The organism is Streptosporangium canum (genome assembly GCF_900113865.1).
Lineage (GTDB): Bacteria > Actinomycetota > Actinomycetes > Streptosporangiales > Streptosporangiaceae > Streptosporangium > Streptosporangium canum.
The window spans coordinates 1-22,739 of the sequence record NZ_FOQY01000033.1; the positions used below are offsets into that span (position 1 = coordinate 1).

The window sequence follows — 22,739 nt, forward strand, 5'->3', positions numbered from 1 at the left end:
GTTGCGGAGATTGGCGTGCAGCGTGGCGTAGGCGTCGGTGACCTTCTTGATGACGTGCTGCGCGGCCTGAGCCGCCAGCCCGTAGTTGTCCTTGATCTGCCCGTAGGCGTGCCGGCGCAGGTCGTAATTGCGAAACACCCGCCGCTGGTGGGCGAGCGCCGCCACCCAGGTGGCCGCCTCGTTGACCGCGCGCAGGGTCGCCTCCAGCGCCGCCGCCTGCTCAGGCGTCGGCAGGAGTCTCACCTGCACCACCAGCTTCACCTCGAACACTCTAGCGTTGGGTCCATGTCACCGAGATGGGAACCGAACCCCGAGATAAGAAGAGGTCGAAGCGTTGTCTACGCGCTTCACGCGCATTTGGTCTTCACCCCGAAGTATCGGCGAGGGGTGTTCACCGACGAGATTCTGCGCCGCTGCGCAGACATCATGATCGAGGTGTGCGACAGTTTCGGGGCCGAGCTGCTCGACTTCAACGGCGAGGAAGATCACGTGCACCTGCTCGTGCACTACCCACCCAAAGTCGCCCTCTCGACGCTGGTGAACAGCCTCAAAGGCGTGTCCGCCCGGCTACTGCGCAAGGAATATCCGGCACATATCCGTACGTATCTGTGGGGCGGGCATTTCTGGTCGCCGTCGTACTTCGCCGCCTCCTGCGGCGGCGCACCCCTATCGATCATCAAGGAGTACATCGAAAACCAGAAGCGTCCGGGCTGAGCCGCTCGACGGCCTACCGGTCACCACACCGCTCGGGCCTTGGCGGCCCTCCCGCGCTGTCGTTTCCTGCCGGGCGTGAACGCCCGGGGTTCCACGCCAGATCACGCTGAACCGGGGCGACTTCAGGCGAGTGAGCCTCCTCGTGTTGTGTCACCGCGTAGCCGGGTACGGACGGCCACCGAACCGTCAACACCACCGACTCCTCTTCCGCGAACCAGGAGTGGTCGACCCCGTGACCCCACACGACGAAATCACCCTGTTCCTGCAGGAGAACGCTGCGGCCGGGGAGTTCGACGCGGAAGCGACCGCTGATGAGCACCAGGAGCGCCGTTCGTTCCTCACCTCTCACCCACTGCAGTCGCTCGTCGCCACGCGGATGGACGCCCCATTTGATCTCCACAGCCTCGCTGTGGCGAGGATCATCGGTGTCCTTGAAGTGCCCAAGGAGCCATCCCCGGTCCAGTGCCGCATCCTTGCCCGCGTTACCCACGTACACGCTGTCGTCCATGCGTCCGGACGCTAGCAGCCACTCACGGGAGCGCGATCAACGCTTTCGCGAGCAGCCCCGGGAAGTTCCGCGGCTCTCGGATCCCGGGATGCCCCTCTTCTGCAGGGGTGGCGCCGTCTTCGCACCCGGGTACGGCCGCCGCCCTGGTCGACGAAGGACAACGCACCGTGCGACGCCAACCGCAGGTCGCCGAGAGGGAGCCGTCCCAGCGGCCGGCGTCGCCCAGGTAACCGAGTAGCGCTTTTAGAACCGCCCGCCCAGCCGCCCGCACGCCCGATCCGGAGCAGGTCGGCGCCCGCGTGGCGGGCGGCGGTGGCTAACCCGTGGCGAGCTCATTGATCAGGCGGTCTCGATCGCCGCCCATCTCGGTGACGCGCCCCTGCTGCGTGATCACGGCGGCGGATTCCCCTGGTCACCGTCGCTCTCCATCGCATCTTCGCTGAGCACTGCGCCGGCCGCTCGGCTTCCGCTCTGTGCGGAAAGCCGGTCAGGATGCCACGGCATCCATTTCCGCTCGACTTCCACCTCCAGGTCGACGTCGTGATGCCGTGCCATGAGCAGGACCTGGGACAGGACATCGGCGAGTTCGGATCGAAAGCCCACCTCCAGCTCCTGCGGAGAGTGCCCTTTGTCTCTGGCCTGCCCGGAGCGCATGAGGAACATTTGGGTCAGCTCGCCGACTTCCTCCTGAAGCTTCAGCAGGAACCACGTGTCGTCTCGGATGATCCCGTGCTTGCGGGCGTAGGTGCTCGACACTGCTTCGACCTGTTCGGTGAGCTGCCTCAGATCCATGCCGGGAGTGTAGAAGGCGGCTCTGACAACTGCCGTAGGCGATCTCATCTCCGTGTTGCCGGCGGATGCGGCACTCCGACGGAGGTGCCTCGACGGTTTCGGCGGCACCGGCCGATGCGCCGCAGACGGCGGCTGCGACGCATCGGTCATTATTCGATCGAAGCATCCTGGATCAGTCCATGCCGTACCCTGGACGATCACACTTCTCCATGGCGTTGGACAGGCCGGCCCATGCTCGACAGGTGGCTCACCGAACACGATCTGGGTGGGATGTCCGACGTCCTGCACGTGCGGCCACCTCACGGCCAATAACCAGGTCGATCCGCAGGCCGCGCAGGACTGGCTCGGCCGTGAACTGCTGCGCAACTACGTGCCGGCCGACGAACTGAACGTGCTGGAGGCGGTCTTTCGCGACCTGGGACTGCCCGAGCTCGCCGATCACCTGATCAAGCACAAGTTCCCCTCCGATCCCAAGGTCCGCAGCGGCGACTTCGGCGAGGCGTTGAGCGGGGCGTTGTTTCGCCGGGTGCGGCGCTGGTGCGTGCCCATCTTGAAGCTGCGCTACAAGCACCGGTCCGACCAGCCGGTGCAGGGCGTCATGGGCGACCTACTCTCCAGTATCACCTTCGTGGCGGCCCGCCTGTCCGGGCGCGGGCTGACGCTGGGCAGCCACATCGGGCAGCTGCTGGTTTCCGAGTTCCGCGTGGAGCGGCACATCGTGCTGGTCCAAGACGAGCGGCATCGGGATAGGCGGGTGGTCGAGCGGCTGGAGCCGGAGTTGACGGAGCAGACGGAGGTGACAGTGATCCGCCTTCCCGAGCTGCGGGACGTGATGGTCGGCGGTGCCGTGGACGTGGGCGAGTCGTATGAGGACGCGGCGGCCCGCGAGCTGTCTGAGGAGCTGGGCGCCGGTGTCCCGGTTCGTTTCATGTTCAAGTTCCTGTGCCGGGATGGAGTCAGCCCTGTCTGGTTCGGGGTGCATGAGGCCGTGATCACCGAGTCATTGGTTCCAGATCTGTCCGAGATCGCTTGGCATGCCTGGCTCACAGGGCTCGAACTGCGGGAGGCCGTTGATCGATGGCCTTTCGTTCCCGGTGGGCGAGGGGCGTTGCGCCGATACTTGGTATTCGGGAACGAGGACCGGTCATCGGCTGGCTGATCGGCGGCATCATGTCGAGTGGGTGGCTCAGCTGCATGGCCCGATTCCCGTAGTCCGGGCTGGCCGCCGACGTATTCCGGTGTCACGCCCGCTGTCCGTGGGCATGTCGGGATCGGTCGACCAGGTCATCAACTGCTGCCGCGCTACCCAGTCCCGTCTCTAGACACCTCCTATGCGGCTCTGCGCCGCTGGCACCACTCTGCCGATCGTAGTGGCGAGCGTGGCTCCGAGGATGCTGACGCCGACCAGGGTCAGCCAGATCGCGGCTGTCTCGGTGGACAGCAACCCGGAGAGCGCGGCCGGAGCGACCGCTCCTGCGACAGTCACGGCGAGCTGGTTGAGGGCCAAGTACCGGCCGCGGAGAGCGTCTGGGGCGCTCTCCGCGGCGACAGTCGACGTGATGGGGCCGCCGAGGATTTCACCGAAGGTGTAGCTGGCTGCACCGAGCAACACGACGCCGACCGCGAGGGCGAGCGCAGCCACGTGGTCGGCGGCGAGGAACAGGAGGTAACCGGCCGCAAAGCAGGCGTGTCCGGCGACGAGGACGCGGCTGCGGATCCGCCCGCTGAGCCACCCGAGGACGACGTCTTGGCCGAAGCCGACCATCAGGGTGTTGAGCGTGAAGACCAGGCCGGCGGTCCAGCCAGGCAGTCCCAGCACGTCCACGGCGTAGACCGGTATCGCGATGTTGAGGGCGAACAAGGAGATCGCGAAGCACAGTTGATGTGCGACCAGTGACAGGTACCGCCGGTCCCGGAGCACGCGCCCCCAGCCTCCAGCAGCGTCCTGGCCCGCCTCGGGACGGACATTCGGCACGGTGCGCATCAGAACGAAGGCGGTGACATAGGACAGGGCGTTGACGATCACGATCCCGGCGTAGGCGCCGTGAGTATCGAAACTGACCGCGACGGCGGAGAGGAGGCCGCCGAGTGCGTAGCCGAGGTTGCGTACCGACCCCAGAAGACCGAACCAGCGCTCGCGTTGGCCGGGCGCGGCCAGCGCCGTGACGGTCGCGCCGTAGCAGCTGAAGGACACCGCCCGCCCGGCACTGTTCAACCAGGCGCAGATGGCGATCTGCCATGTCTGGTCCACGAGGAGATACCCGGCGAAGCCGAGCGCCTGGGCCAGGTTTGCCGCCTGCAGTATCGGCTTGGCGCCGTACCGGTCGACCAGTCCTCCGACCAGAGGGCCCACCGGGAGCGCCAGCAGCCCGGCCGTCGTCAGTGCCGCGCCCACCTGCACCAGCGTCAGCGGCGTCGTGGCCAGGAAATACAGCATCGAAACGGGGACGAAGACACCGGTGCCGATCGAGTCGATGATGATCGCTGCGACGAAACGGCCGTGTCGAGCTGTCGATGGACGGACCGTGTAATCAGGAATAGACACAACCCGGGACGGTATAGATTGTATACTGGTATCTACAACGCTACCGGGAGTCGTGCATGGGTAAGGCCTACAACATCATGGCCGCGACCTGCCCCAGTCGCACCGTTCTGCACCGGATCGGGGCGCGCTGGACGGTGTTCATCGTCAACGCGCTGGACAACAGGCCGATGCGATTCACCGAGCTCAAGGCGCACATCCGGGGGATCACACCGAAGGCGCTCACCGAGACGCTTCGCGCGATGGAGTACGACGGTCTGATCTCTCGCACGGAGATTCCCGCAAATCCCCCGCATGTCGAGTACGCCCTCACCGACCTCGGTCGGTCACTGCTGGCACCTCTACGTGCCGTCCGGGAATGGGCCGAGAGCCACGTCCCCGACATCGAACGCGCCCGCGCACAAGCCGACGCGCAACGGTAACCCGCTCGCCGATCGGTGCACCGCCGACACCCCGGCAGGGCCGCTTCTCATTGATGTGCCGCCGGCTCAGCGACGACACAGTGCCCCGGGGATGCTCACTGAGGTGCCTCGGTGATTCCGGACAGCGCCCCCGCCACAAGTCCGGGACGAGTATCTGAACCAGCCGTTCGCAGCATGAATCAACCGTAGAGCAGCTGTCCGGAGAACGCGGGGCACACCACTGGCCCGCGCCCGCCGGATACTGGGCCGACCACGGCCGGCGCCGAGACAGCCGTCGGCGGTCTCGGCGCTGGCCGTTTCATGTCAGGCGCTGCCGTTCACCGGTTTCTGCGGCGTGCCTGATGGCGTCGAGAATCCGATGTGTGCCGGCGGCGGTGGCGAAGTCGGGCTCGATCGGCTCGCCGCTGCGGATCCCGCGCGCCAGGTCGGAGTAGACCCGGTGGACATTGCGTACGGCGGGTGGAGCGTCAGGCAGGACCCGGCGATAGCGGTCCGGTATGGGTAGCTCGACCGGGGCGCCGGTGCCGTCGGCGAAGTGCAGGGTGAACTGCGGGCCGACCAGCGAGTCGTTCGCTGAGGACAGGACCAGCCGCCCGGCCCGCCCGTGCACCTCGATCCTGAAGCCGTCGCCGCTGGGGCCGCCGGTCATGAGGTGTACGGACACCGCGGCGCCGGACTCCAGGAGTCCGCTGACCACGATCTGGTCGGGCGAGGTCACCTCGATCCGCTCGCCGGTCTCCTCCAGCGTGATGCGGGTGAGGCGGGTCGCCAGCGTCGCCGACAGTTCGGTGATGTCGCCCACGACGGATCGGAACATGTCGATGGAGTGCCCGCCCACCACCGCGAGATGGTTCACCCCCTTGGTCTGATCGAACAGCGCCGCATACCGTTGCGACCACACCTCCGGCGTCGCCAGCGAGTAGGTGAGCGAGGCCGACAGCACCTCGCCTGCCTTACCTTGCGCCAGTAGGTCGCGCAGAAAGCGGATCGCGGGATGGTTCCTGCTCTGTAGGCCGACCGCATGCCGTACGGCTGCCTTTTCCGCGAGCGTGTGGAGGTCTTCCGCGATGGTGGCGGACAGGGCCAGGGGCCATTCGCTGTAGACGTGCTTGCCCGCCGCGATGGCGGCCTGCACGAGCCCGTCGCGCTTGGTCAGTTGCACCGCGATGGTCACCAGGTCGACCTCCGGGTGGGCCATGAGTGCGTACGGGTCGTCGAAAGCGTGAGCGGCGCTCCAGACTTCGGCTGCGGCATCGGCGGACTCCATGCTGGTGCCGGCGATCGCGGTGATCTCGTAGTCGGGCAGCGCCGCCAGCGCGGGCAGGTGAACGGCCCGTGCCCAGCCGCGCGCCGCATGTCCGCCGACCACTCCGACTCGGATGCGCGGGGGAGTGCTCATCGGGCTGCCGCCAAAGGTGCCTCGGTGACGGCTTCGCCGTACTGGTCCTTGAGTGCGGCCCAGGTCACGACCCAGCCGAGGAACACCAGGACGGCGGCGACCAGGAAGGCCAGGCTGTAGCCGTCGCGCAGCGCCGTCACGGTCTGCACACCCTGGGCGGCCAGGGTGTTGCTGCGCCCGGTGGCCACCGTCGCCAGTACGGCGAGGCCGACCGCGGCCCCGGCCTGCTGGGCGGTGTTGTTCAGGCCGGAGGCGAGCCCGGCGTCAGCGGGCGAGACGCTCGACATGGCGCGCATGATCACTGCTGGGACGGCGAGGCCCATGCCAAGCCCTTGGGTGAACAGCGTCGGGGCGATGTCGATCCAGTAGTCGCCGTCCACCGGCGCCCGGCTGAGGAGCAGCAGACCGAGGCCGAGGGCGAGCAGGCCTGTCAGCAGCACGCGGCGGGTGCCGAAGCGCGCGGTGAGCCGGGCTGAGAAGAACAGCGACACGGTGCCGATCACCAGCGGGGCGGGCAGGAAGGCCAGGCCAGTCTGCATCGAGTCGTATCCGAGCACCCGCTGCAGGTACAGGGCGTTGAGGAACTGGAAGCCGAATCCGGCGGCGAATACCAGCACCACCACGATGTTGGCACCGGTGGTCTCACGGTTGCGGAAGATCCGCAACGCCAGCAGCGGCCGGGCGGCCTTGGCCTGGCGCACGACGAACGCCGCCAGCAGGACGACGGCCACCACACCGTACGCGATCAGCTCGCCGGCGCCTCGGTGCCCCTCGGAGGTCTGCGAGATGGTGAAGACGCCGAGCGACAGGCCCGCGGTGACCAGGACGGCGCCGACGGCGTCGGCCCCCGCGCGCAGGCCGAGTGACTCCTCAGCGGAGAGCAACCGGATCCCGGCGATCAGGGCCAGGGCGCCGATCGGCAGGTTGATCAGGAACACCCAGTGCCAGCCGAGTGCTTCGGTGATGAGGCCGCCGGTGATCAGCCCGGCTGAGGCGCCTCCGGCTGAGACGAAGCTGTAGATCCCCATGGCCCTGGCCTGCTCGCCGGGCTCCGGGAACAGCTTCATGATCATGCTGAGGATCACCGCCGAGGCCAGCGCGGCCCCGATCCCCTGCAGGGCCCGACCCCCGATCAGCATTTCCTGACTGGTGGCCATGCCGCACAGCAACGAGGCGAGGGTGAACACGGTCATGCCTGCGAGGAACACCCGCTTGCCGCCCAGCAGGTCGCCGAGGCGGCCCGACAGCATGAGCAGGCCGGCGAACGCGATCAGGTAGGAGTTCACCACCCAGGACAGGCCGGCCTGGGAGAAGTGCAGGTCGTTCTGGATGGTGGGCAGGGCGACGGTGACGATCGTCCCATCGAGGATGATCATGAGTTGCATCACGCAGAGCACTAGGAGTGCTGCCCATCGGTTCATCGATCGCTCTCTTTCTCGCATCAAATAACACGATACGTGTCGTGTCTCAGGATTGTGAGGCCTCCTCCAGCCGTCCGTCAACACGACACGTACCGTTTCCTGATAGCATGGCGTTATGGCAACGTCACCGAACCCGCAACGACGCAGCGAGAAGAGCCATCGGGCGATCCTGGCCGCCGCCATGGAGCTGTGCACCACGGAGGGCTACGGCAAGGTGACGATCGAGGCCATCGCCGCGCGCTCAGGGGTCAGCAAGAAGACGATCTACCGGTGGTGGCCGGCAAAGGGCGCCGTCGTCTTGGAGGCGATGGTGGAGATGGTGGGCGAGGTGACCCAGTTTCCCGACACCGGTGACATCGTCACCGACCTCAGGAATCAGATGATCGCCGTGGTCGACTACTTCATGACCGGTCCTCGCGCCGCCGTCTACGCTGGGATCATCGCCGAGACCCAGCACGACGAGGCGCTCGCGCGCAATCTGCTCGAGCAACTGCTCGAACCCAGGATTCGGGCCGCACAGGAGCGGTTACGCCGCGCGCGGGATCAGGGGCAGTTCGCTCCTGACGCGGATCTGGAGATGGCCGTCGACCTGCTGTACGGACCGATCTACTACCGGCTGCTCCTGCATCTGGGCGCGTACTCCCACAAGCAGATCGGCGCACTGATCGACCTGGTCATCGGTTCATTGGGGCCGGTGCGGCCGGCAGGGCCGCCACCGGTCCAATGACGTGCCGGGATCAGGTCTGTCGAGTGAGGCCCTGCTCGACCCCTCGATGATCTTGGACGCAGTGGGGCGCAGCCGATGATGGAGTTGCCCCGGTTCGGTAGGCACGTCAGGGCTTTCGGCTACGCGGCAGCACAGTCGTCTTCTTGAATGGCCTGAAGGCTTGGCGTTGCTCATATTCGGCAGGGCTGAGCTGCCCGTTGGCGGAGTGACGGCGGCGTGGATCGTAAAACCCCTCGATGTAGGCGAACACCGCGCGCTCGGCGTCTGACCTGGTGGGAAAGGTCCGCCGGTCGATCAGCTGAGGTTGTCCCGTAGCTCGTAGAACTTGAAGTGGCGGTCCCCGCCTCGGGGCCTACCTGGTGGTAGGTCTCGGGCAAACGCCAAATCACTCCGGGCAAGGAGACGGGGACCGTGAGCAAGACCTATCAGACCAAGCGCCGTTGCGCCCGCCAAGCCGCTGAAGACGTGACCGTCCCGTCCAGCGTGGGCCTGGCCATAGAACACATCGCCGCCTCGATGAAGGCCGGCCTGCTCGCCTTGGCCGTGCAGTCCGGCCTGGCTGTGATGTTCGCCCTGCTGGAAGAGGACGTGACCGCATTGTGTGGCCCGCGCGGCAAGCACAACCCCGAGCGCACCGCCGTCCGGCACGGCCACGACGCCGGATCGGTGGTGCTGGGCGGGCGTCGGCTGCCGATCCGCCGCCCCCGGGTGCGCACCGCCGACGGCACCGGCGAGGTCGCGATCCCCGCCTATGAGCTGTTCTCCTCCACCGAGGTCCTCGACGAGATGGCCCTGGGGCGGATGCTGGGCAAGCTGTCGAGTCGCCGCTACCGGCTCGGCCTGGAACCGGTCGGCACCGAGGTGGAGCACGCCGCCGTCGGCACCTCCAAGTCGGCGATCTCGCGACGATTCGTCGCCGCCACCGAACGCGCCCTGGCCGAGCTGATGAACGCCGACCTATCTGAGCTGGAGCTGGCCGCGCTGATGCTGGACGGCGTGCATTTCGGTGAGCACACCTGCATCGTGGCGCTGGGCATCGGCGTCGACGGCGCCAAGCACCCGCTGGCGCTGGTGGAGGGCTCCACCGAGAACGCGACCCTGGCCCGGGAGCTGATCGTGTCCTTGCGCGAGCGCGGCCTGGACGTCACCGCTCCGATCCTGGTGGTGCTCTGGACGGGTCCAAGGCGCTGTGCCGGGCGGTGCTGGATGTGTTCGATCACCCGGTGATCCAGCGCTGCCAGCTTCACAAGATCCGTAACGTCCGTGACAAGCTCCCGGAGAAGCTACGCGCCGAGACGGAGAAGCGGATGCGCGCCGCTTATCACGCCGACACGGTGCTGGAGGCCGAGGCTGCCCTGGCGGTGCTGGCCGGCGAGTTGGAGGTGAGGTATCCCGGGGCGGCGGCCTCGCTGCGCGAGGGCATGGATGAGACGCTGACCGTCTTGCGGCCGGGTGTGCCGCCGACGCTGGCGCGCACGCTGCGTTCAACCAACCCGATCGAGTCGATGATCTCGATCTGCCGTGATCATGCGGTCAACGTCAAGAACTGGAAGAACGGGCAGAGGGCGCTGCGCTGGTGCGCGGCCGGTATGGCCGAGGCCGCCAAGCAGTTCCGCCGGGTCAACGGCTTCCTGCATCTGCCCAAGCTCCAGGCCGCCCTGGAACGGCACGTCGCGCCCCAGGAGACCACCATGAACTGCTACAACGAGAACGTCGCCTGACCGCAGGGCCGCTCTTCAAGTTCCACGAACCGCGGGACAACCTCGCTCGGGGGGAGGGAACAACCGCCTCAACAACCAGAGCGATCCGGCGAACCGGAACTTGTCAAGCTCGGTGAGACACGGTTGCTCTATATGTTCTGTGGCTGCTTCTCCCGTTTGTCTGGGTCGTTGATCCATGCCTTGATAGGGATCGTGGGTGGGGTGGGCTTCCTGCGGAACCGGCCCGGACTGGCCTGGTAGGCCGCTGCCAAGGTCGCGGTCCGCTGGGCGCGGATCTGCTCTGCGGGGCCGAAATGCACCGAGGCCGGGGTGTGCAGTCCAATTCGGGGTGCCGGTAAGAACGCTGCCAGCAGCCGCAAACGGCGGGGGTCACGTCCGGCGGCGGGCAGCGGGGGCGCGTTCGGCGACGTGTCGGGCGACCGAGTCGACGCCAGGGCGGGCGTACCGCTCCAGGGAGCGGATGGAGGCGTGACGGGAGCGGGCCAGCAGCATCGGGGGAGCCATCATGGTCCATGTCCTCGGCGAGTCCACCCGGCATGCCGGGCACGCCGATATCCTGCGCGAAGGACTCGACGGCCGGACCGGGTTGCGCGCCGAACACGAGAAGCAGGTCGACGAGGAAGCCCGCGCAGCCTACTGCGCGAAGATCGAGCAGGCCGCCAGGTCGGCCGCACTGATCAAGGCTTAGTTAGACATACCAGGCAGCCTGACATCAGCTCCCCTACCGGTGCTTGCGATTTCCGAGTACCCCGGCCACCTGATATGACCGCGTCACCCGATGTGGGCGTTCAGTCCACGCCTTCGTCGTCCTCGTCCAGCTCGGGCGCGTCCGGGTCACGCAGCGGGCGCAGGGCGCCGGCGGCCGGTGGTCGACGGCAGCGTCGATGTACCGGGTGGTCCAGAGCACGATCCGCCCGTACTCCGCGAACGCCGCACCCAGCGGGGCCGGGCGCCCCTCCCATCCGAACATGCGCAGCAGGTCATAGGCGCGGACCTGATTGGTGACCAGGGAACCCGCGGCCTTCAGCATGTCCGGCCAGTGCGTGATCACCTTGTTCAGGTTGACCCGGTTGCGGGCGAGGTCCTCCAACGCGCCGTACGTGCCCGTCTCGACGCCGGGCATCGTGGCCCGCCAGAACCGCTGGTCGTCCAGGTCGCGAAACCGCGGGCTGAAGTTGTAGCCGAGGATCTTAAACGGGCCGAACACCATGTCGGAGTACGAGGCGTTGTCGGTCGCCACCACCTCCGGCTTGACACCCACCTTCCGCCGCGCCAGCGCTGGAAGGACCCGGGCCCCGGCCAGGATCCGCTTGCCCGCGCTCGCCGCGTCCAGCGCCTTCGGACTCACCCAGCAACGACAGGAACGGACGCACCGTGGCGTACCGGGTCGCGAGCGCGGCCCGCATCGCGACCTCGGCCGAGCCTTCGTCCTCGGGCACCAGCGAGACCACCGTGGCCGCGGCGGTCATCACGGCGGCGCGCGGGGCGACTTCCTCCAGCGCCGCCCGCAGCGCGGCCACGTCCAGGTCCGCGCCGTGTTCCTCGACCAGCTCCAGTTCCTCGAACAGCACCTCATCCGCCCGTGCGGCTGACTCGTAGAGCATCTTCCACTGCGTCTTCTCCCGCAGGGCGACGTCCAGGCGCCACAGGGCCGCGATCTGGTTCTCCGCGAGGCCCCTGGTGCGGTCGGGCGGCGCCGGTTCGCCGGCGAGCATCCACCCCCACGTTGTCAGCGAGATCCGGTAGATCCGCGCGGAGGACTTCGCGATGCCCGCGCCGGTGAGGTACCGCTCGACCGCCGCGGTGTACGCGGCGGGAGGGGCGGACAGGGGCACCACCCGGGCGCGTGGCAGCCGGAGCACGCACCCGCTCCCGAGCTCGGTCGCTGGTTCGATCGTCACGCAGTGCTGCATGTCCGTTCGCCGTGGCTGCACGAGAACAGGGGCGAATGCGCGAGAAAGCCAGCAGATCGGACCACCATGATCGGGTCATTGGTTAAGGAAGCACTTGACTATGGGGGTGGACCAGCCCATAGTTAAGGACATGCCTAACTATGGCGGATCACTGGATCGGGTGTTCCAAGCACTGGCGGATGGAACGCGCCGGGCGATGGTGGAGCGCCTGATCCGCGGGCCGGTGTCGGTCAGCGAACTGGCCAGGCCACTGGAGATGTCGCTACCGGCGGTCATGCAGCACGTCCAGGTGCTGGAAGCCTGCGGGCTGGTCAGATCCGAGAAGATCGGCCGCGTCCGCACCTGCCGCATCGAGCCGGACGTGCTGCGGACGGCCGAGGACTGGCTTGCCGAGCAGCGCACGTCCTGGGAACGGCGCCTGGACCGGCTCGGTGACTACCTGCTCGATGATCCCGGCACACCGGAGCAAGGGAGCTTGTGATGATCGACCGTTCTGTCACGCACGCCACGTTCACCCTCGAACGCCTCTACCCGGCCACGGCGGCCCGGGTGTTCGCCGCATGGGCCGACCCGAAGGCGAAGGCCCGCTGGTTCTCCACTCCCGACGCTGACCATGAGCTGGACTTCCGGGTCGGGGGCCGGGAGGCCAACCGCAGCCGTCCGGACAGCGGCCCATCGTTGACGTTCGAGTCGTTGTACCGCGACATCGTCCCGGACGAGCGCATCGTTTACACCTCTGTGCTGCACGTGGGGGAGGACCTCGCGGCGGCGTCGCTGACGACCGTGACGTTCTGCCCGGCCGATGGGGGCACCCGGCTGGTCCTCACCGAGCAGGGCACCTTCCTCGATGGCAGGGAGGAGCCCTCCTGGCGGGAGCTCGGCACCGGCGACTGGCTCGACGCGCTGGGCGTCGAACTGGGTACGGGAGGGCACAGGTGAGCATGCGGCCGGCCCCCTCGAAGTGGTGGGTGCTGGTGTTGCTGGGCACGGCGTTCTTCATGACCATCCTGGACGGCACCAGCCTGCTCACCGCCCTGCCGGCCATCGAGCGGGAGTTCCGGGCGCACGGCACCGCCGTCAACTGGGCGGTCACGGCCCACGCGCTGGCCTTTGCCGGCCTGCTGCTGTTGTGCGGCCGCGCCGCGGACCTGCTCGGCCGCCGCAGGGTCTTCCTGGCCGGAATGTCGCTGCGCGTGCTGGCCTCGCTGGGATGCGGATTCGCCCCGACGGTCGAAGCCCTGGTCGCAGCCCGCGCTTTGCAGGGTGTGTCGGCCGCCATCATCGCCCCCGCAGCCTTGTCCATGGTGATGAACGCCTTCGCCGAAGGCGCCGAGCGGAACAGGGCACTGGGAATCTGGGGCGGGATCGGAGGGTTCGGTGCCACCGCCGGGCTGCTGCTGGGCGGCCTGATCACCGATACGCTCGGCTGGCAGTGGGTCTTCTGGATCAACGTCCCGGTCGGGGCGGTGGTGCTGATCCTCGCGCCGATGATGCTGATCGAGAGCCGGAACCAGGCGCGTGTCCGCTCCTTCGACCTGGCCGGGGCGCTGACGGTCACTTCGGCTCTCGTGCTGTTCGTCTACGCCATCACCGGCGTCCCTGACGTCGGATGGTCCAGCCACCAGGTCCTCGGGCCGCTGGCGGGTGCGATGGCGCTGACCGGCTTGTTTGTCGTGATCGAACGGCGGTCCAAGGCGCCGCTGGTGCCGTTCGGGGTCCTGCGGTCGCGTTCCCTGGTCGGCGGCGACCTCCTGCTTCTCGTCACGGGCATGTCGGTCGACGGCATGCTCATCATCCTCACCGCCCACGCGCAGTCGGTGCTCGGCTGGTCGCCCGTGCGGTTCGGCCTCACGGCCGGGGTGATGACCGTGGCGGCCGTCGTCGGCGCTCTGGTCTGCCAGCGGGTCGTGACCAGGATCGGCGTGCGTCCGGTCGCGACCGTCGGCACTGCCCTGCTCGGCGGAGCCTGCCTGCTGCTCACCCGGGTGGTGTCCGAGCACAGCTCACCGGAACCGCTGACTTTTGCCCTGCTGGTCTTCGGGGCGGGCATGGGCACCGCCACCGTCTGTGCCCAGATCGCGGCGTTCACCGGTGTCGCCGAACGGCACTCCGGTCTGGCCGCCGGACTCGCCGATACCTGCTTCGCGGTTGGCACCGCCCTCGGCGTAGCCATCGCCGGCAGCATTGTCGCCGCGCACGCACCCACGCCTGGGATCGCCGCGCCGCAGACGCTGGTTCCCGGTCATCAGGCCGCGTTCGGCGTGGTCGGCCTCGTCGCGGCACTGGGCCTGGTCATCGCTCTGGCCATGCTCGGCAAGCGATCGGCACCGGTCACCAAGGAGACCGTGGCGCCTCCCGTTGACCAGATCGTGACCGACCGCATTCCCGCCTGACCCATTGAGGAGCTTCCATGTCCGACCGTGATCCGGTCGCCGAGCTCGGCCCCTTCAGCGACTCCGGCGCCGGCGCGACCCCCTGGCCGACCGCACTGCGTGAACTCCAGCAGGCGCGACTGTTCTGGCTGTCCACCGTCCGCCCCGACGGCCGGCCCCACGTGACACCGTTGCTGGCCGTCTGGACCGGCGGCGCCCTGTATTTCGCCACCGGCGACCAAGAGCGCAAGACGCGCAACCTCCACGGCAACCACCATTGCGTCATGACAACCGGCACGAACGTCCTGAACGGTCTCGACATCACCATCGAGGGACGTGCCGAGTTGGTGCGCGACCCGACTGAACGCAGCACCACCGCCGACGCCTACGAGGGCAAGTACGGCGACCTGCTGACGAGCCCGGACGGCACCTGGTACGGCCTCGGTGACACCATCCGCTCCGGCAAGGTCCTGCTGTACCGCATCGACCCGGAGGCCGGATTCGCCTTCGGCAAGGGCGAGACGTACAGCCAGACCCGCTACCGCTTCCAGCACTGACCGTTGGATTCCACGGCCGCGTGTCAGGCGGCCGAGCACCGGCCACCGGCGCAGAATGAGGATGTCGGGCTCGCTCTCGCGGGTCCAGCACGACGTTGGTAGACCGCTCCGGCGGACCTGGCGGTTGGTCCAGAAGGCGGGTTCGACGCTGGGCCGGTGGGCCTCTCGGTCATCGTCCGGCAGGCGCCACCACGCGGGCGAGGTCAGTACGGTGACCCGGGTACGGGCCCGGGGCAGCCACGGTGTCGGGGGCGCGCCATGGGAGACGCGGGCGCGGCCCGCGCGCAGTGCCGTACAGGCGCGGGTTCATGCGTTCTCCACGGTGAATCGCGTGGTCTGGTCGGCCGGGGCCCGGGGCCCCGGGGCCCGGTACGGCGGCCACGGCGAGGTTGAGGCGGGCGCCCATATCGAGGTTCACCTCACCGTAGGGCCGGACATGGGACCAGAAGAGCGGGGTAAGGCCCCGCCGGTCAGCGGGCGTGAGCAGGTCCGCCCACTCCGGTTCGCCGAGGATGTCCTGGAGCATCAGAGTGTTCACGTAGACCAGGGCCGATTGCAGAATCCGTAGGCACAGCACGAACATCTCCTGCTCGTCGCGCCGGTTCGAGGTGATCTCGCCGCCCTTGCCGTAGGCGATCACGGAGTTCGCGCCGTCAGAGGACTCCATCACGTTGTGGAGTCGGAGGCGACCGCGGTCGAGCCCTGGCCCCACAGCTCGGCACTGCGGGCGGCGAAGGTGGCGTTCGCGATCTGGACGGCGATGGCGCGGGCGGCCTCCGCCGACAGATACCGGCGCCGCACGTAGCGCAGTCCGTCCTCGGTGTGTCCGTGGCCGCCGGACGCCACGGCCTTGATCCCGGTGTTCGTGCCGTACGCGTAGATGACCAGCAGCAGGCGTTCAGCCGGCACCTCTGGTGAGAGACTGCCGCCGCCGGAGACGGAGGTGACCGCGTCCAGACAGCCAATCCGCAGCACCGCTTCCTTCAGCATGTCGACGAGCGGCACGATGCCCCAACGCCTCTGCACCTCGGACTTGATCCTGCGCAGGTTGCGCGGCTCGGGCTGGGCCTCGGCCGCCGTCAGCCGGATTGCCCCGGACTTGCACTCGGCGATGTCCAGCCAGGGCAGTTTGGGCATCTTGTCGTTGGGTACGGTGCACGACTTCCGCCCAGTCCCCGCCCATCGCCTTGTGGACCGGCACCGTCTCGCCCAGCGGGTAGTACGTCGTGTTTCCCGCGTTCGCATCTTGACCCGGCGACGCGGACCAGCGTGGTCAGGGGCGCCGGGGCGGGCGACCAACAGCGGTAGTAGGCCGGTTCACCGGTGGTGCGGTTGCGGCGGATCAGGGGCTGGTGGCTGCCGGGCCGGGGTTCGGCCAGGTTGATGACGGCCCAGTCGTAGAAGCGGTGCCCCTTGGCGCCGGCCCCTGCCGATAGCTTCTGCCAGGCCCGCTTGGGCACCTTGGCGGCCAGGGAATCCGCTCGGAACTTCCCGGCCGCGGTGGTGACTTCGTGGGAGCAGGCGACGGCGAGCACGTAGGCGACCCCGCGCTCTTTCAGCGCGGACCGCTCTGCGATTGTCCAGCAGTTCTTCCGCGGCAGGTCCGCCAGCAGCCCGCGCCCGAAGGCGTGGTTCGACCCGCGCGAACCTCGCCGCTATCCGGCCCATCAGACCCTCGAACGCCTCCTGCCACCGGGCAGGGTCTACGCTGTGAGCTGCGGCCACCGCATGATCTTCGTTTGTCCACACGGCTCACAATGATCATCGGTGCCCGCAGCCGTCTTCTCACCGGCCCTGACCAGCCAACATTACGATCTGTGCCTGGAGTAGGCGGCGGTCGAAGGGGCGACGCAGGCGCGCCGTCCCGTATCAGGAGGACATATGCGACGTGGCGAAGTCTGGTGGGCAGATTTCAACGAGCAGCGGGCAGTCGTACTGCTGTCGGGAGAAGAGGCGTCCGGTTTCTTGGCGATGCAGGTCGTCGCTCCCGCGGGCACCGATCTCAGCGGCGTGGCCGTTGAGGTGGCAGTAGGTGCCCCCGAAGGACTGCCTCTCGAAGGCGTCCTGAGAGTCGCACTTCCACGTCCCGACCTCATCCCTTGCACTTGGCTGGTCACCCTGGCCAGGGAAGACCTGATCGGGCAGGCGGGCGTCCTGCCGTCCGCGAAGCTCAGCGAGATCGAGGATGCCCTTCGTCTCGGTGGACTCAAGTAGGCAGAGAGGGATGGACGCCGCCGATGGCGCGGCCGGTCTCGTCGAGATGGTCAATGGTGGCCGCGCCATATCAGCGGCGCCCCCACTCACAAGATCACGATCTACGACTGGAGTATTAGTTCGGTCGATCCGTTCCCGCAGGTCAGCGATGCGGCGTGGTCGTGGAAAGACGGTAACGGCCTGTCGGTAAGGCTGGCCCCGCCAGCCGCCGTCTGCGCCGTTCCTGCAGGTAGGCGGGGGTGAGCTCCGGTACGGCGGGTGGTTGGTCGACTAACTGAGCAAACCGCGTCGATACCCCTCGCCGACGGCGGCGGCACGGTCGCGGACGCCAAGCTTGTCGTAGATGTGCAGCAGATGGGTCTTGATGCTGGCCTCGCTGATGAAGAGTTTGGCGGCCGCCTGGCGATTGGAGGCGCCGTCAGCGACGAGAGCGAGGACCTGGAGTTCGCGGTCGGTGAGGGCGGCCTTGACCGGTCGGCGTACCTGACCCATCAGGCGGCCGGCGACCGAGGGGGACAGGACCGGCTCGCCTGCGGCGGCGGCGCGGACGGCACGCAGGAGTTCGTCGGTGGGGGCGTCCTTGAGGAGGTAGCCAGTGGCGCCGGCTTCGATGGCAGGCAGGACATCGGAGTCGCCGTCGAAGGTGGTCAGGACGAGGGCTTTGATGTGCGGGTGGGAGTGGCGCAGGGCGGTGATGGCGCTGACGCCGCCCATTTCGGGCATGCGCAGGTCCATGAGGACGATGTCGACCTTGAGTGCGGCGGCGCGTTCGATGCCCTCGCGACCGTTGGCGGCTTCGCCGGCGACATTGATGTCGGGTTCGGCTTCGAAGGCCGCGCGCAGACCGTCGCGGACGATGGGGTGGTCGTCCACGATGAGGAGCCGGATCACCGCTGGTCTCCCTGGAGTGCGGGGACGGTGGCGCTGACAGCGGTGCCCTCGCCGGGTGTGCTCTCGATTTCGAGGGAGCCGCCGACGCCGCGTACGCGTTGTCTCATGCTGCTGAGTCCGAATCCTTCGCCGTTGGGGTGGTGGATGCCGGTGCCGTTGTCGCGGATGTCGAGGAGCACGACGGGGCCGGTGTAGGAGAGGGTGAGGCCGGCGCGGGTGGCGTCGGCGTGTTTGGTGATGTTGGTGAGGGCTTCCTGCGCGACGCGGAAGAGGGTCACCTCGATGGCGGGGCTGAGGGGGACGCGGTCGCCGGTCACTTCGACGTGGAGGTCGACGCCGGTGCTTTGGGACCAGCCGTGGGCCAGGGTGGTCATGGCTTCGGGGAGGTGGGCGTCCTCGAGCTGGTGGGGCTGGAGGGCGGAGACGGAGCGACGGGCTTCGGTGAGGCTGTCCTGGGCGAGGTTGAGCGCGAGTTCGACGTGGGCGCCGGAGTCCTCGACGCGCTGGGCGGCGCGGAGCTGGGTGATGATGCCGGTGAGGCCCTGGGCGAGGGTGTCGTGGATCTCGCGCGCCATGCGCTGGCGTTCGTCGAGGATGCCGGCTTGGTGGGCCTGGGTCAGGAGCTGGGCGTGGAGGTCGGCGTTCTCCTCCATGGCGGTCTGAAGGTCACTGGCTGCCTTGCGGTATTTGCGCTGCCGGTCCTCGATCTTGATGCCGGCGATGGAGCCGCCGCCGATGGCGACGGTCTGCACGGCGATGATCGCCAGGTAGAAGGCGATGAGCTGGATGGTGGCCTTGCCCCAGTCGAGCGTCGACCCGTACAGGACGAAGGAGGTGGCGGCGACGGCGGCGAAGGTCCACTTGGAGGGAGCGAAGTTGGCGGCGAGGAAGAAGCCGGAGATGCAGTAGATGACGAAGATGGGGTCGTGGAAGGCCAGCAGTGCGGCGGTGGCCAGGACGCCGACGAAGTGAACGGTGACGGCGACCCTCCGTCGGCGCACGGCGGCGGGAAGGAGGGTGCGGGTGCCGACAATCCAGATAAGGGCCAGGGCGGTGAGCGCGAGGGTACGGGGGATCCCGCCCGCAGGCTGGTCGGGTGAGGCCAGGCTGATGAGGAGGGAGGCGGCCAGGGTGAGGTAGGGGACGATCTCGATGGCGTTCTCGAAGCGTCGCTCCCAAATGGAGAGTGGGAAGGGGTCGTTCATCCGGGGCGTGCCCTCCTCTCGCGTATGGACGGGTTTCAGCTGGTAGTGGCCGATGAGGACGAGCTTAGGCGCATGGGGATCAGGATGGCGTAGCCGTACATGAGCAGCCCCAGGGCGATCATGAAGATGATGGTGGGCCATTGCCAGATCGGCGGGAGATGAAGGGCGAGGAACCATCCGCGGTCCTCGATTCCGACGATCTTCATGACCATGGGCGCGAGTCCCTGGGGGAACAGGGGTAGCCAGGCGATGAGGTAGCTGATCGTGACGCCGATGCGGTGCTGGATGGGCAGATCCGTGGTGGTGGGCTTGTCGGCCTGGGGTGCCGGGCCGTGCTTCATGAGGTTGAGCAGATCGATCCCGTGGCTCTCGAGCCTGCGGTAGGCGATCTTGCCGAGCCCCCAGGCGCTGAGGACGCCGGTCAGCACACCGGTGACGATGCCGGCCCAGGGGTTGAGGAGAATGGCACCGGCCGCGGGCAGGGCGATGGCGGGGACCGCGACAAGCACGAGCCAGGCGAGGCTGGTTTCGGCGGTTTCGTCAGCGCCGGTGCTGAGCGGGTTGCCGCCACGCTTGTGAGGGTCGGTGCCGGGGACGAGCGAGGTGACGGCCAGCAGGACGATGATCCCGGCGCCGCCGCCGAGGAGTGCGGGCAGCAGACCGAGTACCCAGGGCCAGGCCCAGGCCTGGCCACTGACGAGGGTGCCGGCCAGGGACAGCACCACTGCGACTGGGCCGACGACGAGGAGCCAGGCCAGTTGGCGTCCGCGGACGTCGGCGCGTTCCGCGCCGGGGGTCACGAGGGTGAGCCACAGGGCAGTCCCGTCGGCGCCGTAGAGGTTGGCCGAGGACGCGGCGGCCATCACAATCGCGATGAGTCCCATGAAGGGGACCATGATCCAGGAGTCGATGGTGACGAGCAGGAGGGGGGTGACGATGGCATAGGAGAAGGCGAGGGCGAGGAGCTGGATGCGGACGAGGTCGCGCCACCAGGCGCGCAGTTCCTTGGCGGCGGTGATGCGGGCGCCGCCGGCGGCGGGGAAGGGGCGGGGAGCGCCGCGGCGGGTTGGCATACCGCCGCGAGCGGCCGAGACGACGCGCCGCGACAGCAGGACGGCCCAGGCAGCCAGGAGGAGGGCGATCACGCCGGCGCCGGCGAGGAGGATGGCGAGGGTGAGGGGCCAGGGGGCTTCGATGGCGGCCACACCCCAGCCGGAGGGCAGGGCCCGGACGAGGACCTGGGACCAGGCAGCGGTGTCGGTGCCGCCCAGAGCTACGAAGGGCGCCCAGCCGTTGCTGCACAGGGCGATGGCGGTGCCGATCGCGATGCCGACGGCGGACGCGGTGGCGCGGGAACGGACGAACAGCCCGATGAGCGCCACGATGACGCGGGAGATCATCACCATGGTGATGAGCGTGGTGACGGCTGCTCCCAGGCCGATGAGCACTCCGGCCGGGCCGAAGCGCCAGCCGTACACGGGCAGGGACAGCAGGGCAATGAGATTGACCGCAGGTGCGGGGCCCGCGAAAGCTCCAGCGAGCAGTGCCGCCGCGATCCGGCCTGGCGTGGCCGGGAGCATGGAGAAGTATTCGGGGCGGAGGGTCTCGCTGCCGCCCCCGAAGAGGATGGGGCCGAAGATCCAGCCGGAGAACCACGCGGCCAGGGTGAGGGGCAGGTAGGCGGGCCACAGCACGGCGACGGCGATCGTTCCGAAGGCCAGGAGCACCCCGAGCGAGATGCCGGTGTAGAGGTTGGCGGCGTTCTCACCGCGCAGAGAGTTGCGCATGATCGCCAGCCGCATGCGAATCATGTGCTGCGCCAGGGCGGCCGGGCCGGGGGTCAGGAGGAGGTGAGCCATGCCAGCCCCTCCGTTCCTCCGGCGCGGGCGCCGACAAGATCGACGAAGGCGTCCTCCAGGGTTCCGGCGCCGCGTACGTCGGCCAGCGGCCCGGCGGCTACGACGTGGCCGTCGGAGATGACGCCCACGTGGTCGCAGACCTGCTCGACGAGGGCCATGACGTGGCTGGAGATGATCACGGAGCCACCGTTGGCGGCGAACCTGCGCAGGATGGTCCTGATCGTGGCTGCGGAGACGGGGTCGACGGCCTCGAACGGCTCGTCCAGGACGAGCAGACGGGGTGCGTGCAGGAGGGCGACGGCCAGGCCGATCTTCTTGCGCATGCCGGTGGAGTATTCGATGACCAGGGTCCGCTCGGCGGAGTCGAGTTCGAGGATCTGGAGGAGTTCGTCGGTGCGCTCGGCGACGACGGCGGGCTGCAGGCCGCGCAGCAGGCCGAGGTAGGTGAGGACCTCGCGGCCGGTGAGCCGTTCCGGCATGGCGTTGCCGTCGGGCAGCACGCCGATCAGTCCCTTGGCCTGGACGGTGTCACGCCAGACGTCGACGCCGAAGATCTCGGCGCTGCCGGCGTCGGGGCGGAGCAGGCCGACGGCCATGGCCAGGGTGGTGGTCTTGCCGGCGCCGTTGGGGCCGACCAGACCGTAGAAGGATCCGGCGGGGACGGTGAGGTGGATGTCGTCGACGGCCAGGTGGTCGCCGAAGGCTTTGCGGAGTCCGGTGGTGCGCAGAGCGGGCTCCCGGGGTGTTGGCATGCCTTGAGAATCGCGCGGGGGCAGGGGGTGGCGGATCATCCGACCGGAGAGCGGGATGGTGGATTCCGGCATCAACCGATCGGTTGATGCCGGAAGGGGTGACCCACCCTCCGGATCCGAAGTGCCGACTTGCCAATCGGTATCGGCACTTCGCGGGTTCTTGGGACACGCACAGCATGTAAATCCAGGATGGGATCCGATGCGGGGAAAGGAAAGTGCCGCCTCCGCGTGGACTCGGCATTTTCCGCGCAGACATGCCAGCGGCGGCGGATCGACCGCCTCCTTCATGAGCGTAGAAGAGAGATCGGCACCCCGTGGCGCGCACCCTGGACGAAGACGACCTGATCGAGCATTGGCTGCTGATCGGCAAGGTCGGCCGGTGTGGAGGCAGGGCCCACCCATCAGGAGAAGGGGCGGCCGGTGGCGGCGTACGGCCCGATCTCCGGCATGCGGGGCACTCGACCCGGAGGGCCGGGCGGCTCGGCGCCGGGACGCGCGTGGTCAGAGGGGCTGGAGCCGGCTGCGCAGCAGGCAGATCTCGCTTGGTCCGTTGTGCGGCGGTCAGCCCGCCGCCTTGCGCATACCGCATAATCAGGACATACCCACACCAGGGCCGCGACGTCATCAGACCGCCGAACCTCACGAGTTAAAGATCAGCAGTGCTCCGGCGGCGGCGATACCGCTGAACTGGAGAAACAATCGCCTGGAATATCCGTTCACTCCTAAATTG

24 protein-coding genes and 3 pseudogenes are annotated in these 22,739 nt (G+C 68.2%); 11 read left to right on the forward strand and 16 right to left on the reverse strand.

Annotation, left to right across the window (positions count from 1 at the left end; translation table 11 throughout):
• Window positions 1–261: pseudogene (locus BM085_RS33705) on the reverse strand (RNA-guided endonuclease TnpB family protein); the annotation flags it as partial.
• Window positions 262–285: 24 nt separating this feature from the next.
• Here BM085_RS33705 and tnpA point away from each other — a divergent pair.
• Window positions 286–714 (forward strand): IS200/IS605 family transposase, encoded by a 429-nt coding sequence (tnpA, locus tag BM085_RS33710; RefSeq protein ID WP_093890863.1) that lies wholly within the window; start codon window positions 286–288, stop codon window positions 712–714.
• Window positions 715–727: 13 nt separating this feature from the next.
• Here the strand turns inward: tnpA and BM085_RS33715 are convergent, their stop codons facing one another.
• Window positions 728–1,222: a cupin domain-containing protein gene (locus BM085_RS33715; RefSeq protein ID WP_245789851.1), complete on the reverse strand. Its 495-nt coding sequence runs from the start codon at window positions 1,220–1,222 to the stop codon at window positions 728–730.
• A 390-nt stretch (window positions 1,223–1,612) separates the two neighbouring features.
• Window positions 1,613–2,014, reverse strand: a complete 402-nt coding sequence (locus BM085_RS33720) for a nucleoside triphosphate pyrophosphohydrolase family protein (protein WP_218158902.1) — start codon at window positions 2,012–2,014, stop codon at window positions 1,613–1,615.
• 265 nt (window positions 2,015–2,279) lie between these two features.
• Between BM085_RS33720 and BM085_RS45460 the strand changes: the two genes are divergently transcribed.
• The gene (locus tag BM085_RS45460; RefSeq protein WP_218158903.1) at window positions 2,280–3,173 is read left to right on the forward strand and encodes a Hachiman antiphage defense system protein HamA; all 894 of its coding nucleotides are present in this window, start codon (window positions 2,280–2,282) and stop codon (window positions 3,171–3,173) included.
• Between the two features lie 159 nt (window positions 3,174–3,332).
• On the opposite strand, the gene BM085_RS33730 is transcribed toward BM085_RS45460, so the two are convergent.
• Window positions 3,333–4,559, reverse strand: a complete 1,227-nt coding sequence (locus tag BM085_RS33730; RefSeq protein WP_218158904.1) for an MFS transporter — start codon at window positions 4,557–4,559, stop codon at window positions 3,333–3,335.
• Between the two features lie 56 nt (window positions 4,560–4,615).
• Between BM085_RS33730 and BM085_RS33735 the strand changes: the two genes are divergently transcribed.
• Entirely contained in the window at window positions 4,616–4,978 is a 363-nt protein-coding gene (locus tag BM085_RS33735) for a winged helix-turn-helix transcriptional regulator (RefSeq protein WP_093890865.1), read from the forward strand.
• A gap of 298 nt (window positions 4,979–5,276) precedes the next feature.
• Here the strand turns inward: BM085_RS33735 and BM085_RS33740 are convergent, their stop codons facing one another.
• Entirely contained in the window at window positions 5,277–6,377 is a 1,101-nt protein-coding gene (locus tag BM085_RS33740; RefSeq protein ID WP_093890866.1) for a Gfo/Idh/MocA family protein, read from the reverse strand.
• Window positions 6,374–7,819, reverse strand: a complete 1,446-nt coding sequence (locus tag BM085_RS33745) for an MFS transporter (RefSeq protein ID WP_093890867.1) — start codon at window positions 7,817–7,819, stop codon at window positions 6,374–6,376. Before BM085_RS33745 ends, BM085_RS33740 begins: the two co-directional genes overlap by 4 nt.
• A 94-nt stretch (window positions 7,820–7,913) precedes the next feature.
• Between BM085_RS33745 and BM085_RS33750 the strand changes: the two genes are divergently transcribed.
• Both BM085_RS33750 and BM085_RS33755 read left to right on the forward strand, forming a co-directional pair.
• Window positions 7,914–8,525: a TetR/AcrR family transcriptional regulator gene (locus BM085_RS33750; RefSeq protein WP_093890868.1), complete on the forward strand. Its 612-nt coding sequence runs from the start codon at window positions 7,914–7,916 to the stop codon at window positions 8,523–8,525.
• Between the two features lie 411 nt (window positions 8,526–8,936).
• Window positions 8,937–10,246, forward strand: a pseudogene (locus tag BM085_RS33755) (IS256 family transposase).
• Between the two features lie 369 nt (window positions 10,247–10,615).
• Here BM085_RS33755 and BM085_RS44835 read toward each other — a convergent pair.
• Window positions 10,616–10,753 carry a hypothetical protein gene (locus BM085_RS44835; RefSeq protein ID WP_218158905.1) on the reverse strand — a complete coding sequence of 46 codons (138 nt, stop codon included), beginning with the start codon at window positions 10,751–10,753 and terminating at the stop codon, window positions 10,616–10,618.
• On the opposite strand from BM085_RS44835, the gene BM085_RS33760 reads away from it, so the two are divergent.
• Entirely contained in the window at window positions 10,752–10,934 is a 183-nt protein-coding gene (locus BM085_RS33760; RefSeq protein WP_245789853.1) for a mycothiol transferase, read from the forward strand. The genes BM085_RS44835 and BM085_RS33760 overlap by 2 nt on opposite strands.
• Window positions 10,935–10,967: 33 nt before the next feature.
• On the opposite strand, the gene BM085_RS47575 is transcribed toward BM085_RS33760, so the two are convergent.
• Complete coding sequence (locus BM085_RS47575; RefSeq protein ID WP_425443289.1) at window positions 10,968–11,486, reverse strand: Tn3 family transposase; 519 nt, start codon at window positions 11,484–11,486, stop codon at window positions 10,968–10,970.
• Window positions 11,437–12,147, reverse strand: a complete 711-nt coding sequence (locus BM085_RS45465; protein WP_218158906.1) for a hypothetical protein — start codon at window positions 12,145–12,147, stop codon at window positions 11,437–11,439. The genes BM085_RS47575 and BM085_RS45465 overlap by 50 nt, the downstream gene beginning before the upstream one ends.
• A 142-nt stretch (window positions 12,148–12,289) precedes the next feature.
• Between BM085_RS45465 and BM085_RS33775 the strand changes: the two genes are divergently transcribed.
• Genes BM085_RS33775 through BM085_RS33790 form a run of 4 tightly spaced genes read left to right on the forward strand, consistent with a single transcriptional unit; the run spans window position 12,290 to window position 15,088 of the window.
• Window positions 12,290–12,640 carry an ArsR/SmtB family transcription factor gene (locus BM085_RS33775; protein WP_177245406.1) on the forward strand — a complete coding sequence of 117 codons (351 nt, stop codon included), beginning with the start codon at window positions 12,290–12,292 and terminating at the stop codon, window positions 12,638–12,640.
• Window positions 12,640–13,098, forward strand: a complete 459-nt coding sequence (locus BM085_RS33780) for an SRPBCC family protein (RefSeq protein WP_093890869.1) — start codon at window positions 12,640–12,642, stop codon at window positions 13,096–13,098. Before BM085_RS33775 ends, BM085_RS33780 begins: the two co-directional genes overlap by 1 nt.
• A gap of 2 nt (window positions 13,099–13,100) precedes the next feature.
• Window positions 13,101–14,552, forward strand: a complete 1,452-nt coding sequence (locus BM085_RS33785) for an MFS transporter (protein ID WP_093890870.1) — start codon at window positions 13,101–13,103, stop codon at window positions 14,550–14,552.
• A 17-nt stretch (window positions 14,553–14,569) separates the two neighbouring features.
• A complete protein-coding gene (locus BM085_RS33790) occupies window positions 14,570–15,088 on the forward strand; it encodes a pyridoxamine 5'-phosphate oxidase family protein (RefSeq protein WP_093890871.1) in 519 nt (172 codons plus the stop codon).
• Between the two features lie 169 nt (window positions 15,089–15,257).
• Here the strand turns inward: BM085_RS33790 and BM085_RS43685 are convergent, their stop codons facing one another.
• The 3 genes and pseudogenes from BM085_RS43685 to BM085_RS33800 form a co-directional block, all read right to left on the reverse strand.
• The gene (locus BM085_RS43685; protein WP_143121176.1) at window positions 15,258–15,755 is read right to left on the reverse strand and encodes a Tn3 family transposase; all 498 of its coding nucleotides are present in this window, start codon (window positions 15,753–15,755) and stop codon (window positions 15,258–15,260) included.
• Window positions 15,755–16,225 (reverse strand): Tn3 family transposase, encoded by a 471-nt coding sequence (locus BM085_RS33795; protein ID WP_177245407.1) that lies wholly within the window; start codon window positions 16,223–16,225, stop codon window positions 15,755–15,757. Before BM085_RS33795 ends, BM085_RS43685 begins: the two co-directional genes overlap by 1 nt.
• A gap of 107 nt (window positions 16,226–16,332) precedes the next feature.
• Window positions 16,333–16,813 (reverse strand): annotated as a pseudogene (locus BM085_RS33800) (IS701 family transposase); the annotation flags it as partial.
• A gap of 156 nt (window positions 16,814–16,969) precedes the next feature.
• Here BM085_RS33800 and BM085_RS33805 point away from each other — a divergent pair.
• Window positions 16,970–17,302 carry a type II toxin-antitoxin system PemK/MazF family toxin gene (locus BM085_RS33805; RefSeq protein ID WP_079076564.1) on the forward strand — a complete coding sequence of 111 codons (333 nt, stop codon included), beginning with the start codon at window positions 16,970–16,972 and terminating at the stop codon, window positions 17,300–17,302.
• Between the two features lie 270 nt (window positions 17,303–17,572).
• Here the strand turns inward: BM085_RS33805 and BM085_RS33810 are convergent, their stop codons facing one another.
• From BM085_RS33810 to BM085_RS33825, 4 genes are read right to left on the reverse strand one after another with little or no spacing between them, the layout of a single operon-like run.
• A complete protein-coding gene (locus BM085_RS33810; protein ID WP_093890872.1) occupies window positions 17,573–18,193 on the reverse strand; it encodes a response regulator in 621 nt (206 codons plus the stop codon).
• Complete coding sequence (locus BM085_RS33815; RefSeq protein ID WP_093890873.1) at window positions 18,190–19,398, reverse strand: sensor histidine kinase; 1,209 nt, start codon at window positions 19,396–19,398, stop codon at window positions 18,190–18,192. The genes BM085_RS33810 and BM085_RS33815 overlap by 4 nt, the downstream gene beginning before the upstream one ends.
• A gap of 35 nt (window positions 19,399–19,433) precedes the next feature.
• Entirely contained in the window at window positions 19,434–21,257 is a 1,824-nt protein-coding gene (locus BM085_RS33820; protein WP_093890874.1) for a hypothetical protein, read from the reverse strand.
• Window positions 21,239–22,009 (reverse strand): ABC transporter ATP-binding protein, encoded by a 771-nt coding sequence (locus BM085_RS33825; RefSeq protein ID WP_093890875.1) that lies wholly within the window; start codon window positions 22,007–22,009, stop codon window positions 21,239–21,241. The genes BM085_RS33820 and BM085_RS33825 overlap by 19 nt, the downstream gene beginning before the upstream one ends.
• Between the last annotated feature and the right edge of the window lie 730 nt (window positions 22,010–22,739).